This window comes from cyanobacterium endosymbiont of Rhopalodia gibberula (assembly GCF_003574135.1).
Taxonomy (GTDB): Bacteria; Cyanobacteriota; Cyanobacteriia; order Cyanobacteriales; family Microcystaceae; genus Rippkaea.
In genome coordinates this window covers 212,098-227,083 of record NZ_AP018341.1, presented here as the reverse complement: position 1 = coordinate 227,083, position 14,986 = coordinate 212,098, and the positions used below count along the sequence as shown (strand labels likewise).

Annotated in this window: 7 protein-coding genes; 4 read left to right on the top strand and 3 right to left on the bottom strand. The window is 33.5% G+C overall.

The window, feature by feature from the left end; genetic code table 11:
• Positions 1-82: 82 nt before the first annotated feature.
• Positions 83-1,684 (bottom strand): murein biosynthesis integral membrane protein MurJ, encoded by a 1,602-nt coding sequence (gene murJ / locus RGRSB_RS00710; RefSeq protein ID WP_172582001.1) that lies wholly within the window; start codon positions 1,682-1,684, stop codon positions 83-85.
• A gap of 3,920 nt (positions 1,685-5,604) precedes the next feature.
• Here murJ and RGRSB_RS00700 point away from each other — a divergent pair.
• The 3 genes from RGRSB_RS00700 to RGRSB_RS00690 all read left to right on the top strand — a co-directional run bounded on the left by RGRSB_RS00700 (position 5,605) and on the right by RGRSB_RS00690 (position 9,391).
• Positions 5,605-6,624 carry a long-chain acyl-[acyl-carrier-protein] reductase gene (locus RGRSB_RS00700; protein WP_119259393.1) on the top strand — a complete coding sequence of 340 codons (1,020 nt, stop codon included), beginning with the start codon at positions 5,605-5,607 and terminating at the stop codon, positions 6,622-6,624.
• Positions 6,625-6,963: 339 nt separating this feature from the next.
• Complete coding sequence (gene dacB, locus RGRSB_RS00695; RefSeq protein WP_119259392.1) at positions 6,964-7,845, top strand: D-alanyl-D-alanine carboxypeptidase/D-alanyl-D-alanine endopeptidase; 882 nt, start codon at positions 6,964-6,966, stop codon at positions 7,843-7,845.
• Between the two features lie 256 nt (positions 7,846-8,101).
• Complete coding sequence (locus RGRSB_RS00690) at positions 8,102-9,391, top strand: glucose-1-phosphate adenylyltransferase (protein ID WP_119259391.1); 1,290 nt, start codon at positions 8,102-8,104, stop codon at positions 9,389-9,391.
• 170 nt (positions 9,392-9,561) lie between these two features.
• On the opposite strand, the gene RGRSB_RS00685 is transcribed toward RGRSB_RS00690, so the two are convergent.
• Positions 9,562-10,821 (bottom strand): DUF3747 domain-containing protein, encoded by a 1,260-nt coding sequence (locus tag RGRSB_RS00685; protein ID WP_119259390.1) that lies wholly within the window; start codon positions 10,819-10,821, stop codon positions 9,562-9,564.
• A gap of 296 nt (positions 10,822-11,117) precedes the next feature.
• Between RGRSB_RS00685 and RGRSB_RS00680 the strand changes: the two genes are divergently transcribed.
• The gene (locus tag RGRSB_RS00680; protein ID WP_119259389.1) at positions 11,118-13,187 is read left to right on the top strand and encodes a thioredoxin domain-containing protein; all 2,070 of its coding nucleotides are present in this window, start codon (positions 11,118-11,120) and stop codon (positions 13,185-13,187) included.
• Positions 13,188-14,300: 1,113 nt separating this feature from the next.
• Here the strand turns inward: RGRSB_RS00680 and RGRSB_RS11000 are convergent.
• On the bottom strand, positions 14,301-14,651 hold the full coding sequence (locus tag RGRSB_RS11000) for an oligosaccharide flippase family protein (RefSeq protein WP_420823003.1): 351 nt from the start codon (positions 14,649-14,651) through the stop codon (positions 14,301-14,303).
• Positions 14,652-14,986 lie beyond the last annotated feature (335 nt).

The following is a 14,986-nucleotide window of genomic DNA, read 5'->3' as shown; positions in this document are numbered from 1 at the left end:
CTCTTAAAATCTTTCCAAAATTGAAGAAATTTTTTTAACCTTTTAAAAAAACTGAGTGTATTAGGTATTTTTTAGTCTACCCTTAAGCTTTATTAAACTTATGACGAATGCGAGAGAGCAAGATGTCAACTTCAGGTAGTTTTAATTGCATAGACAGAACAACAAAAAGACCAAGAGCGACTCCCAACGATAGAGTTAATTGTAACAATTGCAGCAATAGATTATTACTTCCCAATAATTGTTCCCAAGCTGAACTAATTACCCAACTTCCTGCGCCGGCTATACAACTAATTGCCGTTAATCCCAATAATAAAAATCCCCATTCTTTTAATGGTAAACCATGAAGACGGCGATTTAAAATCCATAAAAATATCATCATCGATATAACATTCACTCCCATCGTAGCTAACACTAACCCTGAAGTAGAAAGCGGTTTATATAATAAGAAATCAAGTAATCCGTTGAGGAAAATATTAAAAGTACTCACCTTAAAAGGAGTTTCCCCATCTCCTAGAGCATAAAATACCCTAACTAAAATGTCTCTACCTAAGTAAAAGAACATTCCCAATCCATAGGACATCAAAACAGGAACAACAATATCTACATCAGTTGATTTGAAAGCTCCCCGTTGATAAATAACTTTAATAATTAAAGGAGCAAGAGCAATAAAAATAGCTGTCAAAGGAAGCATCGTTATAGCAGCTAGTAATAGTCCTTGACGGATTCTTAACTTTAATTCTGTCCAATTTTCCGGAGTTGTTAAACGAGAAAAAACAGGTAAAAAGGGAACTAAAATCATGTTAGAAATAATTCCCAACGGCGTTAAGGCAACAAAGTTAGCATACCGCATGGCAGCTGCTGCATTGTGAATAAACGACGCAAAAAAGAGATCAGTATAAACATTAACATGCAACATTCCTGATGAGAGGGTAGCAGGTCCTATAACCCGTATCACATCCATCACCCCTGGAGTACGCCAATCAAAACGCAAGCGCAGCTTTCCCATTCCGGCACGACTTTGGGTGATTGATTGAACAACCCACTGTAAAGTCCCGCCGACGAGAGTTCCTCCAGCTAAAATCATCCCCCCTAACTGAATATATTGGGGGGAGTTGATTTGGGTCCCCACTGACCAAGCAAAAATCTCTACACTAATCACAATTGCTAAACTAGAAAACAGAGGACTAATACTGGGTAGCCAATAGTGATTGGCCGCATTAAGGGTGCCAAACCCAATACCGATAAGTCCGGCTAAGAGGGCTAAAGGAGCCATAATCTGTAATTGTTGAACTGCAATCGCCCTAGTTTGTTCTTCTAACCCTGGGGCTAGGATGTCAATAAATGTCCCCGCAAAAATAATCAAGATGATGGTAGTCACTAGCAAAATAATGCTTACTAAGGTAGTTACCGTCTCTACAAGAGACGCGGCTTCAGACTTATTTCGTTTAGCAAGAACACTAACTAAGGCACTATGAAACGGTCCATTGATCCCTCCTAAAAGAATTAAGAGAAAACCTGGAATAACGTAGGCATAGGCATAGGCATTAACTACCGAACTTACTCCAAAGGCTGCGGCGATCACTTGTTCTCGGACTAAACCAAAGACTTTACTAATGAGGGTGGCTAGGGCAACAATACTTGCAATGCCGAATATGGAACGAGAGACTTTTTTCTGGTTAGACACGGGACTTTTAATGAAAGACTGATTATTAATTATCAGTGATTTCGAGAAGATAGACAAGAAACCTATCTATCTTTAATTTAATAAATTTATAACTAACTTTGAATAAAATATATAGGAAAATTCATTGTTTATTAATCATTATTTATGATTAATGATTTTTATATTTATTTTATGGATATAAAAATATCGCAGTAAAAGTTATCAAGAGAAACTTTGATTTTTTAAAAAATCAAAGTTTCTCTTGATATAGTTAATATTTAAATATATTTAAATATACATAATTTTGTGAAAAAATATGAACATTACTGAAAAGTACTATCTCCTTACTAAAATTTTTCCTAAAAAAATATTTTTATTATTGACTCTTATATGTATTCTAATGAATCAATTAAGAACTCAATTTGTTATTTTTAATGCGATGAAAACAACTTGGATTAATTAATATTTACAGTAGATTCTTTTTAAGAGCTAGAGTCTCTAGCAGCAGGTATTAAGAGAGATTAACAACAAAAAATTAAATTTAATCGCATAAGTTTTTCTAAAAAAGAGACTTGAACAAAAAAAAGAAATAACTTAACTTTTCTCAAAACTAGACAAAAGAGCAATTGTCTTTCTACTTAATCCTTTTGAAGGTAAAAATACTGATCTTGAAATTTGTTAATGTCTAGAACTTATCCGAGGTACTCCAAACTATCAGAGAAGAAGAACTTTATTTCTAGAAAAGCTCGCAAATTTAACTAATAAGAAACTATATGTATATTACAGCTTTAACTGAGTTATTAATTAAATTATGACTGCCGATAGTTTACTCATGAGAAAAATCTGCTTTTTTTGACAACTATACTCACTTTAAAGGTAATTTATGGGATTAATGATCATCTTTCTGGAGTTCACGTAATTATAACAAAATAATAACAAAAATTTTTGATAACTTTAAGGAAAAACATTTAACTTACTTCTTTGTAAGAGCTTTTAAAAAAACTGTCTCAACTGTCCGTAAATAAGCCATAATTACGATATAAATACAATTTCAATTTGAGAATAAATTTGACCTAGTTAATTAAATTAAGCCCTTGTTCCAGAATATAAATAAAGAAGTTTATCAACAGGCTATCCTATCCTTAGGATTAACAGAAGATAGTTAAGCAGCAAAGAACCTATTCATCAGGCTAAAGTCTCTAGCTACTTCCATAAACTTTAAACAAGGAATGATAAGGGTGTTGGATTAGATAGGAACAGCTCAAGAGATTAATTTCTTTGAAAGAGGAACTTCATTGGAGAAATTTGATAGCATATAAAATATTATTTTTTCTTTTTAAAAAGTTTTAGTTATACGCTATTATTACTTTATAATTCTTTTTTAAAGAGTAGTAAAAGAAAGATTTTAATTTTTATATACTACTTTTTTTTTATCTTTTAAAATTATTATTTTTAGCTAAAAAAGAAATATAAATTAAGGACTAGAAAACGAAAAGTTACACTTGTAGTGTGCATATAAAAAATATCAGTAATTGTGTTCATACATATCAATATTTAAGCTGTGGTGAAGCCATCAATGTGGTTATAATAATATTTTTTACTAAAAAAAATAAATTTTAGTATGTTTGATTGCTTTTTGTATTACAATAGATAAAAATATTAAGTTAGAGAATAATTGAATGAGAGAAGATCGTATGATCATTAAATATGGATTATTTCCAATCGAGATTTTGCAGAGATCAAGAGTGAATTATCTTCAACTATCGTTACGTTATATTAGTACTCACTGTTTCTTGCTAAAATTATACTAACATCCGTACATATTCTTCGATACTTTTCCTTATTGAAATAAAAAAATATTTTTCTTGAACCAAGATAGACTGAATTTAGTCGTCTTATCCACAAAGAACTCATACGATAACAGGTTTTATTTATTCTTTTATCAATTTTTTAAAAAAAAGATACTTGAGTTGAGGATAGCAATTTATTTTATTCTTCTTATCAAGAAATAAAACACTATAATTTACTATTAAATTATAGTGTTTATAGCTTATAAAAATATAATTATCAAACATATTATTTTTTAGAGTTGAATATGTAACTAATTAAACTAATTAATGTATTTTGCTATTTATAATCAAAATTATTTATTGTATAAATTTTGAATTTGGACTAATATATAAACATACTTTACTAAAGCATTGACTTTTTTTTAAAAAAATAACTATGAATAAAAATAGAATTTAAAATTCTATTTAGAATTCTAATAATCTTAAATTATCAATTATTTTAATAGCTTATCTATAAGTAAAATAAATATTTAGTCTTTTTTATAAATATTTATTCTACCTTCTTTTTAACTCAAGTTTTAATGAAAAAATACCTTTAAATAAAAAATAATAAAGAGAATATTTTTAGGGCTAAAAAAAGAAAGATAAAATATTTCTACAATTTTGTAAAAAAATCGTTATTTTATTAATCTCCACGTTTCTCTTTCTAACGACTTCTACTACTCAAGCTCTCCTAAGATTTGATATAGCATAATTAAGAAGGTAGTTAATGGAAGGTAAGTGCTATTGTACCTAAATCTATCAGTAGAAGAAACTTAAATCAATTTTTTTTTACTGATAACAGTTACTAGAGGATACATACCAAAAATAAAAAAGACTTTGCTGAGACAAAATCCAAGAAAGATAGTAAAGAAATAGCAGTGACAGTGATTTTAGATATTCTGAATAATCCCAGTACTATTATTAAATTTAAGCAGAGTTTCTAAAAAATTAATATTTATCTTATAGTTAAATAAAGAAATAGTGCGATAGCAATTTTAGTAGTTAATTATTTACAAATAAAAGTGTTGTTTTGTGATCTATTCTTTATAAAAAGTGATTGATGGACTCGACTATAGAAATTTAATATTGATGAATTACCCATACATAAATTAGTTAGTGAGTATCAATCAATAATTTAACTATTAAAGTACTAAAAACTCTTTATTTTTTCGTTCTAGGGAATGGAAGAATATAGTAGTATTTGAGGATACAATCTATCATCTTACAGAAGAAACTAATAAGGATATGATTTAGTAAATTGGCTATCGCACTGTTGAGTTAGCTATTTAATTATAAATCCCAAGACTATTAAGCTGTTTTACTACATTAAAATGTTAATCGAACTGATAGTATGTTAGGAGCGAGTACCTTATACAACAAAGTTAAGAAAAAGTTTTATTTCTGAACTTTTCAATCTGAATTATTCCAAATTTAGATAAAAACTAAACTTTGGATTTAGAGTTAAAATCAGTAACTGAAATTAGTGGACTTTTTTTAGATTAATAGTATTGAGGTTTTTGTCGTGTATTTAGGAAAATATAGTGGTAAATCATTAATACGAGTGGTACCATCAGTCTATGTTTATACTTTAATTCGCCTAGAGCTTAATTTTATTATTAATATTTAACATAATTTAGATGATCTGTACTTGAAAGAACTCAATAATAATGAGATATAAAATCGGCAATCAACTTGATTTTATTGGGAGTCGCTTTGATTCGGTTAAAAGATGGATATCAAAATTTATCGAATAACGAGACTCATTAACTCCTTAATACTTATTTCATAAGTTGAGTCATTTTATTGAATATTCAGAGAATAAATTAGATTATTCCGCTGCTTTTGTGGACACAACCAAGAATTATTTACAGACATACCAGCACTAAAACTTTTGTTAGATAGCTGATTAAACGGAAAACTACGGGAATTTAGACACTACACACAACACTTTGCGATCTTAAATTTCCTTTCTCACAAAAGATTTCAATAAGTCGTTCCTCTCCAAGAGGGGTATTTTTATGTAATATTGTTAACAGTCTTAATATTATCTAAATCCTGTCCTCTTTATTTTCTGCTTCTCGTAAGCATAGTTTAACCTAAAAACAATCAATGTTTGGTCTGATCGGTCATCTTACCAGTTTAGAACACGCCCAAGCCGTTGCCCATGCTCTCGGCTACTCTGAATACGCCAATCAAAGTCTTGATTTTTGGTGTTCAGCTCCACCACAAATTGTTGATAATTTTCATGTCACTAGTCTTACGCGACAAACCATCGAGGGAAAATATATAGAATCTTGTTTTCTGCCAGAAATGCTGATGAATAGACGGATTAAAGCCGCTATTCGTAAAATTCTAAATGCCATGGCCCTAGCCCAAAAGTCAGATATTAATATCACTGCATTGGGAGGATTTTCTTCGATTATTTTTGAAGAATTCAACCTTAAAGATAACAAGCAAGTCCGCAATGTAGAGTTAGAATTCGAACGCTTTACCACAGGCAATACTCACACCGCCTATATTGTTTGTCGCCAGCTTGAACAAGCATCAGCCCAACTTGGCATTGACTTATCTCGGGCAACAGTTGCTGTGTGTGGGGCAACAGGTGACATTGGAAGTGCAGTCTGTCGTTGGTTAGATAGAAAAACTGATGTAGCCGAATTATTGTTAATTGCTCGAAATCAAAAACGATTACAAACACTACGAGAAGAATTGGGACGAGGTAAAATTGTGGGGCTAGAAGAAGCATTGCCCCAAGCTGACATCATTGTTTGGGTAGCCAGTATGCCTAAAGGGGTGGAAATAGACCCAGAAATCTTGAAAAAGCCCGCTATTGTCATAGATGGTGGCTATCCCAAAAATTTGGGGACTAAAATTAAACATCCTGATGTTCATATCCTTAAGGGAGGAATTGTTGAACATTCTCTTGATATCAACTGGAAAATAATGGAAATTGTCAACATGGATATTCCTTCTCGTCAAATGTTTGCCTGTTTTGCTGAGGGTATTTTACTGGAGTTTGAAGGCTGGCATACTAATTTTTCTTGGGGTCGTAATCAAATCACTGTTAGTAAAATGGAACAAATTGGACAAGCTTCTGTGAAACACGGGTTTCGACCTCTTTTAGGCTGACTTGAGTTCAGTACTTCCAAAATATATGAATAGAAAGAAAGTCCAATGATGCAAGTTTTTTGAAGCTTAACCCTAACTAATCGGGCTAAAATTATTCAGACTTTCGCCGACATTTTCTGCGTTAAGTGGAGTAACCCTATATATATATTTATTGGGGTAAAAAGTGCTGTGGTTTACCTAGTTTTGGTAATACCGACTAAATGAAAAGTATCTTATTTTGATCAAAAAATATCTTATCTTGATCATATTTTGATTAACTATTAACTTAAATTGATTGGTTAAACGATCAATCAACATCGATATTGGTGTAACAGGTAGTTAACAAACAACGATAAACTCATGAAACGAATTGGTTTTTACTCTCAGTATCTCGCTACTTTGGCGACGATTTCCCTTGCTTGGGGAACTTCATCTGTTGCTGACGAAACTAACCCCATCACCACAACCGATTATTTTCAGGGGCAACAGTCTATTGAAATTCATGTTCCCCAACCTGAACCAAGAACCTCGTGGACCTGTGCAACTTTAATTGAACCAGCCATCACTAGTATTATGGGTAGCTATCAGGCTAACTGGGGGATTCTAGTGGAAAAACTCGAAGAAGGAACTACTTTATACAGTCATAACGCTGATAAATTTTTTATTCCTGCCTCTAATATTAAATTGTTTACCACTGCTGCTGCCCTGCAAAAATTAAATCCTCAATCTAAAATTCAGTCTAAATCTCTACAAGATTGGATTAAGGTTACCAACGTCAGAAGTAATAATTATTATGCTGATACACTTTTGAGTCACATTGGAGGGGCAGCCGCTGCGAAATCAGCCTTGGCGCAAATGGGGGTTAATCCTAATAGTTTCCGTCAAGCTGATGGGTCAGGATTATCTCGACGCAATGTTGCCACCCCTAGATCATTAATAATGACTCTGCGAGCAATGTATTATACTCCAGATAAGGATGTTTTTTATTCCTCTTTACCTATTGCTGGAATAAGTGGAACCTTAAAAAATCGTATGAAAGGAACCCCCGCCCAAGGCAAAGTTTATGCCAAAACAGGGACTTTACGAGGGGTTAGGGCTTTGTCAGGTTATATGAACCACCCCGATTTTGGAAAGGTAGTTTTTAGCATTCTTGTCAACAATCCTCAGGTTTCTGGTTATTCTTTAGTTCATGCTATTGATAGAATTGTTCTTCAACTTAGTATTACTCAACCTTGTGAGTAGATAGACAAATTTATGGTGTTTGATGTTGGGTTATAGTGGCTAGCCGTAATTTCTATTACTTGATAAAACTCATATACTGTCTACTAAAAATATGGCGAAAGCTTATATTTTAAGGTTTTAGTTAGCTCTTAATCCTAGTAATGAGAGCGGGTAGATTACCCATTGTGAATGGATATCTAAAGTTCGCTTCCCAGATGTCCCCTACAGTCCTACACTTTACTAAAAGAAGTGTCACAGGCAATAGCGAGGTTTTGTTGTGAAAAAAGTTTTAGCAATTATACTTGGTGGCGGAGCAGGTACACGGCTTTATCCCCTCACTAAGCTACGAGCTAAACCTGCTGTTCCCTTAGCAGGTAAATACCGTCTAATTGATATTCCAGTGAGCAATTGTATTAACTCGGAAATTCTTAAAATCTATGTTTTAACCCAATTTAACTCTGCTTCTCTCAACCGTCATATCACCCGAACTTACAGTTTTTCAGGATTTAGTAATGGATTTGTGGAAGTATTAGCTGCACAACAAACTCCAAAAAACCCTAAATGGTTCCAAGGAACCGCTGATGCGGTACGTCAGTATATTTGGGCATTTCAAGAATGGGATGTTGATGAGTATTTAATTCTATCTGGAGACCATCTTTATCGGATGGATTACAGTGATTTTATCCAACGACATCGGGATACTAACGCTGATATTACCCTTTCGGTAGTTCCCATTGACAAGAAACGGGCTTCCAGTTTTGGGTTGATGAAAATCGATGATTACGGCCGCGTGGTTGATTTCAGTGAGAAACCCAAAGGGGAAAAACTAAAACAGATGGCAGTCAATACAACCGTTCTTGGTTTGGACGCAAAACAAGCCGAAGAAAGTCCATATATTGCCTCCATGGGAATTTATGTCTTTAAAAAAGAGGTCTTAGCTACACTTTTACAGGAAAATCCAGAACAAACGGATTTCGGAAAGGAAATTATTCCCTTCTCTGCTAAAGATTATAATTTACAGGCTTATTTATTTAAGGGATATTGGGAAGATATTGGAACTATTGAAGCATTTTATGAGGCTAATTTGTCTCTTAACCGCCAACCAAACCCATCTTTTAGCTTTTATCATGAAAAATCTCCAGTTTATACCCGCGGACGTTCTTTACCACCAACAAAAATTCTTGATTCTAACATAACTGAATCAATGATTAGTGAAGGCTGTATTATCAAAAACTGTCGTATTCATAATTCCATCTTAGGAATTCGTTCAAGAATCGAATCCAATTGTACGGTAGAAGATACGATGGTTATGGGAGCAGATTATTATGAGTCTCCAGAAATTAGACAAACTCAAAAACAGCAAGGCGAAATTCCTATAGGTGTTGGAGAATATAGTACCATCAGACGGGCAATTGTGGATAAAAATGCGCGGATTGGCCGCAATGTCACTATTGTCAATAAAGAACAAGTTGAAGAATCTAATTGTGAAGACGAGGGTTTCTATATTCGTAATGGTATTGTAGTTATTCTTAAAAATGCTACTATTCCCGACGGAAAAGTTATCTAATAGTTAATAGGCTTTCACCTTTAAAGAGTAAGAGATTTCTTACCCTTTAAAGGTGAAAACTAAAACACACAATATTAAACCCAGTCCCTTTTTTAATTTAGAGATAAACTATCGGAGGAAAAGAAAAAGAGAATCTTTTCCTCTTTAACATTAAATTAAAACAAGAATTTTTATTTTTTAGTGGTGTTATTAGCTTGTTTTGATTCGGACTGGATACACTCAAGTACCCGCACTAGAACCGCCGCCGTATAATCACGGGTGGCTTTACGATCAGGAGCAAACTCGATTCCCTCTTCGTTGAGAGGACTAGCAACACCACAATAACCCGACATTTGGCTAATCACACTTTCTGCCCAATTACCAGAAATATCAGAAAATTTAACTGGTTTTTGCTTTTGTTGGATATCTAAGGATAAATTAAGTTGTTTTTTTAGGTAAATGGTTACACGACGCATAGTATCAATTAACTCAGCGCGCGTGACGGACTCGGTTGGTCGAAGAGAATTATTAGAATTACCAACATTTAGGAAATTTCCCTGCGCCCATTTGATTTTCCTCGCACTCCAGCGATCACCTGATACGTCTTTAAAAGTGATAATGTCCCGTTGAGGTTGTGTCTCCAAATCTACATTAGACACTTTCCCAAGAGCGTCAACAGCCATTACAATCAGTTGTTCACGGGTAATAGCCTCTCGAGGACGGAAGGTATTGTCTTCAAAACCAGTCACAATTCTCATTGCTGCTGCTTGTTCAACCTCAGGCTTATAGACATTATCGTTAATATCTGTGAAGATACTTTCCAAGTTGGTATTTGCTGCTGAAGTCGTTCTTTGTCCAGGATTAATTGCAGTTTCAGTTTCTTTTGTTTCTCCATTTATCGCTGCTTGAGATCCGCTTAAATAAAAATGACCTAATACTTTCCCTTGATAAGCCCGTTTGGAAAATTGCCATCCGGGATTCAGAAGCACTTTCATAAACCCAGAAGCAAGTCCTTTCGTGCTACCGACAACTATTTCTTGGTAATTACCACCTCTTGGGGTTCCTACTAGTACTAACTCGCCATCACGAGGAACTAAACGCAAGAGGTAATCCAATCCTAAGTCGTTTCCGTCGACACGAATGGAGTAGCCGTTACTATCGGTAGCGCGACGACAAATCCCTGTAAAGTCAAAAGTCAACAAGAGAGGTTCTACTAGAACAGGATTAGAGCCACTTTCAGTCCAACAAGCCTGTTTGTCTGGGATTTGTTCGATAATTAATAAATCGTATTTTCCCTGTCCATAAGGTCTAGCAATCGCAACAACGTTATTTTGTCGAACAGCTTGTTCTTCAAATGTTGAAGCTTGAACGGAGATATTAAAAGGTATCAGACTGGGAAAAGTAACGCTTGCTAGAGTTGCAAGTCCTAGGAGTAAGTTCAGTTTTTTCATGGCTTTTTAAAATAACCTATTGTTAATATGGCTGTTTGAACAATTTAGATCGGGCGATAACACTCAACATAATTCGTTGACCTTATTAAGGAGTATCAAGTTCCGTTTCTTATAGGAGTACCACAAAGTTAGCATGAATAGAGATTATCGAAATGAATTTTGATAAATTGACTTTTTGAAATCCCTTTATCTAAACTAGATTGAACATATTTCAAGCTGACTATATTTCAGGCAAGGATCTCTCCTAAAATTTCGGTTAAACTGTTGAGGGAAAAACTCGCGGTTATTTAATTTTTATGTCTAATCGTCTGTCCACAGCTCAAAGTCTTTACTTACGTAAACATGCTGATAACCCTATAGACTGGTGGTATTGGTGTGAGGAAGCCCTCTCAACAGCAAAAAAACAGGACAAACCTATTTTTCTTTCAATAGGCTATTCTAGCTGTCACTGGTGTACGGTGATGGAAGGGGAAGCCTTTGATGATCAAGTGATCGCAGATTACCTTAACATCAACTTTCTGCCTATCAAAGTAGATCGAGAAGAACGTCCTGATCTCGACAATATTTACATGCAAGCAGTTCAGATGATGGGGTTACAAGGAGGATGGCCGCTCAATATTTTTTTAACTCCGGGAGATATGATTCCTTTCTATGGAGGGACTTATTTTCCGCTGGAGCCTCGTTACGGCCGCCCCGGTTTTTTGCAGGTTTTACAGTCAATTCGCCGTTTTTATGATACAGAAACCGAAAAACTGAATAATTTCAAACAGGAAGTTCTAACTACCTTACAAAAATCAGCTCTTCTTCCGTCAACCGAAACCGAATTACTAAACAATGAGCTTTTTTGTAAGGGAATTATTATAAATACGGAAATTATTAAAGTTAGTTCCCAAAATGTTAACCATCCCTGTTTTCCAATGATTCCTTATGCAAATATTGCTTTACAAGGGAGTCGGTTTGCTTTGGATTCTCAAGCAGAGAGTAAAGCCCTTGCTAATCAAAGGGGAGAAGATTTAGCCCTAGGAGGAATTTTTGACCATGTAGGAGGTGGCTTCCATCGTTATACCGTAGATCCAACTTGGACAGTTCCCCATTTTGAAAAAATGCTCTATGACAATGGGCAAATTATCGAATATTTAGCTAATCTTTGGAGTCAAGGCCAAACCGAACCAGCGTTTAAACGAGCAATTACACGCACGGTGGAATGGTTACAACGAGAAATGACTGCTCCCCAAGGCTATTTCTATGCATCTCAAGATGCAGACAATTTCATTACCCCCCAAGACCAAAAACCAGAAGAAGGAGCATTCTATGTCTGGAGTTATCAACAGTTACAGGACAGTTTAACTTCAGGTGAATTAGAAGCGTTAGCAAAAGTATTTTCCATCACTCCTCAAGGAAATTTTGAGGGAAAAAATGTTTTACAATGTTGTCAGAAAGGGGTATTATCAAAAGATTTAGAAACAATTTTAGATAAATTATTCGCATTACGTTATGGAAATTCTAGAAAAGATTTAACTATTTTTCCTCCAGCAAAAAATAACGAAGAAGTCAAAATAAAATCTTGGACAGGACGTATTCCTCCTGTAACAGATACTAAAATGATTGTTGCCTGGAATAGTTTAATGATTTCAGGGTTAGCTAGGGCTTATGGGGTTTTTGGAGAACTTTTGTATTTAGAATTAGCTATCAAGGCTACTGAGTTTATTCTCAATGAACAATGGAAAGAAAAACGATTAAATCGTCTCAATTATAGTGGTGACTCCTCTGTATTAGCTCAGTCAGAAGATTATGCTTTGTTCATCAAAGCATTATTGGACTTGCAAACGGTAAATCCTTGCCAAACTAAATGGCTAGAAAAAGCTATCATTGTTCAACAAGAATTCGACAAGTTTTTCTGGAGTATAGAAATGGGAGGTTACTTTAATAACGCTTCTGATAATAGTGGAGATTTATTAGTCCGAGAACGGAATTATATTGACAATGCTACTCCTTCCGCTAATGGTATTGCTTTAAGTAATTTAGTGCGCTTAGCCCGACTTACAGACAATTTAGAATATCTTAATCGCGCCGAACAAGGACTACAGGCGTTTAGTTGTGTTCTGAGTCAATCACCTAAAGCTTGTCCAAGTTTATTTTTAGCCTTAGATTGGTACCGCTTTAGCCGTTTAGTAAGAACTAACCCAGGAGTTGTAAAACAATTAAGTTCCCAATATTTTCCTACTACAGTTTATCGCGTTGACAATAATCTTCCTATTAATTCTATCGGGCTACTTTGTCAAGGATTAGTTTGTTTAGAACCAGCCAAAACTCTAGAAGAATTATTAAAACAAATACAAAAGTCCGATTTACTTAGCTTACAGTAATTTTTGTTATAAAAGTTAAACTAACTATATTTTGATCACTAGTACTCTTTTGCGACTTCTACATACAAAGTTAAGATCTAATTAGTACTTAGTAATTCAAGTTTTAATGCATCTAAACACTATAATTTCCAATGCTTGCAGAAAGATAACTTACAGTTTGTATAATATATAATTTTAAAAAATAGAAACATTGTATTAGATTTAAGTATAGCAGCCATACTATGTTCAATCTCAGAAATTATAAAATTTTTTAAATTTAATTTTAGATAAGCTTATTTGTTTACTTGTGTATTTATCTAAAATTTGGGTTTCATAAAATTTTGGAAAGTAAATTAATAGTCAAAAATAAGGAATAAGAAATCAGGGAACGGGAAACAGTTAAGAAAAGAAAACAAAAAAATATCAGATATTAATCATTTTATGAGCTTAATAATTTAGCTAAAAATATATTTTTTACCCAAAAGTGCCATTTTTTAGCTATTTACTCTAAGTATAGATATACTACCATATAGTATGGTTCAACAGATTAAAAAAAGTACTGCCTTAATTTGAGCTCTCATAGTAAAAAAATGCTAAATACGATGTAGAAAAGAATGTATCAAATTTTTGAATATGATGTAAGACTCGGTGAATAAAAAACAAAACTTGTCCAGTTTTATCTGAAAGAGTAAGACTATACTCAAAAAAAAGTGTAAATAATTTTTACTTTATTGTAAAAAGAAAGTAGACTAGTTGGTAGTTTAATCAAAAAAATAAAAAATTGAAACTTGTTCTCTATTTTCTGTTACTTATTTCCTCCTCTTAAAGTCTCGGTTTTACATAATGAGTTTGGTAGAACTGAGATTAATTTTTGTTGTAGTTTTGTTCGTGGCGCTTGTATAATTAGATCGATAATCTCTCCATAAATTGCTGTAAAAACCGGGTTAAATATAGCACTTAGCTTATTATCTAATCTAATAGAGGGCAAGCACAACCGATAAAACTGCTGCCGGTGCTTGGAAATTTCATTGTTATGAACCATCAAGGAGAAAATTACCTAATGACTTATTCTTTCTACTACTTACTTAGGTAAGTTAGCAAGTAAAAAAGCAACTATATAAATATTTAAAATCTCTAAAGACAATAATTTTCATAAAAGGAGTTTATCAACTTGGCTATCCAACAAAAATATTGCCGCATAAATGAAGATCCAACGACAAAAAAAACTAATTCTTTAATCGACTTTTTTAAAAAAACAAAATGCCTGAGTAAATTTAGTTTTAAGAGATAACTTCCGGTTAATTTGAATATTTTACTAAATAAACCTTCACCAACTAAAGCCCAAATCGTTCCTTGAAAATAAGCACAGGTAACTCTCGTAGCTATTGCTGAAAACTGAACCACAAACTCAAATCTGTTTAAGATACATAATTCCATCTTACGATTGAGAAGAGTAGCTAAAGAAATAAAGTTAGCTCCATTAATAATGGTAGTTCAACCAACGATCCGCATTAGCCATAAGACTTGAAAACTATCATAAAATTGGACGATAGGCTAGTCTATTAAGCAATGACTTAATTATAAGACAAAACTATGAACGACTTGTACAGTACAAGCTGTGCTAAGAAAAACTAGATTTTTTTTTACCCTTAAACCGCAAATAATACTAGTTTTAATACCTAAATCCTAGAATAGGTTAATACTTTAAACAAAGGTATTAATCAATGCCATCAAACCAAATAACTCTGGAACCAGTAGACAAGTCAGGATGATATTGCCATCAAGACGTAAGGCTTAACTTCCCCCGTAGCCCGCTATTG

Coding starts and splice junctions, on each gene's coding strand:
- RGRSB_RS00680 (WP_119259389.1), top strand. CDS start 11,118: ATGTCTAATCGTCTGTCCACAGCTCAAAGTCTTTACTTACGTAAACAT.
- dacB (WP_119259392.1), top strand. CDS start 6,964: ATGAAACGAATTGGTTTTTACTCTCAGTATCTCGCTACTTTGGCGACG.
- RGRSB_RS00700 (WP_119259393.1), top strand. CDS start 5,605: ATGTTTGGTCTGATCGGTCATCTTACCAGTTTAGAACACGCCCAAGCC.
- RGRSB_RS00685 (WP_119259390.1), bottom strand. CDS start 10,821: ATGAAAAAACTGAACTTACTCCTAGGACTTGCAACTCTAGCAAGCGTT.